Annotated in this window: 1 rRNA gene; it reads left to right on the top strand. The window is 49.5% G+C overall.

Features of this window, described 5'->3' with window-relative positions:
• Window positions 1-293 precede the first annotated feature (293 nt).
• Window positions 294-960: ribosomal RNA gene (locus tag AC1EKG_RS10410) — 23S ribosomal RNA — on the top strand; the annotation flags it as partial.

Consider the following 960-nt stretch of genomic DNA (forward strand, 5'->3'; position numbering starts at 1 on the left):
TTTTTTGTTTGTCTGATTGTTGTTTGGTTGGGCAGGGGGGTTGGTGTTTTTATATGGGACCACACAATTTGTGAGTGGGAATGAAAAGTTTGGCTCTTTTTTTGGGGCTCGCACTATCGGGTGCTGGATCAATCATTTTGGTTCGTGCCTTTTCTGTCTGGTGTTTGCTGTTTTTGGTGGGTGCTGGGTGGTTGTGGGTTGGTTGTTTTGTGAACTGTATAGTGGACGTGAGTGTCTTTGTTGATGCTTTTTTCGAGTTTTTGAACTTGTTTTGTTTTTGGTTTGTTCTTGTTTTGTTAGTTGCTATGGGCGTTCGGTGGATGTCTTGGCATGAGTGGCTGATGAAGGACGTGGCGGCCTGCGTTATTCCCTGGGGAGTTGGCGAGCGAGCGTTGATCTGGGGGTTTCCGAATGGGGTAACCTAGCCTCCTGTTTTGGGGGTTACTGCGCACTGAATTGATAGGTGTGTGGGAGGTACGAGGGGAAGTGAAACATCTTAGTACCCTTAGGAGAAGATATTTCGTGAGTAGTGGTGAGCGAAAGCGGATGATGGCTAAACCGTGTGCGTGTGATACTCGGCAGGGGTTGCGTGTGCGGTGTTGTGGGGTCTTTTTGTTGCTTGTCTGCCGGCGAGTAGATTCCGGGATGATTGTTTTGGCGAAGGGTTTGGAATGGCCTGCCGTAGTGCGTGAGAGTCGTGTAGTTTTTGATGATTGTTCTGGTTTGGAGAAGGTGCCCGAGTAGTGCGGGACTCGTGGAATCTCGTGTGAATCTGCCCAGACCACTGGGTAAGCCTGAATACTTACTTGTGACCGATAGTGGATTAGTACCGTGAGGGAATGGTGAAAAGTACCCCGGGAGGGGAGTGAAATAGTTCCTGAAACCGGGCGCTTACAAGCCGTCAGAGCCTGTTTGTTGGGTGATGGCGTGCCTATTGAAGAATGAGCCTGCGAGTTAGTG

The organism is Winkia sp. C0117E2, assembly GCF_056590455.1.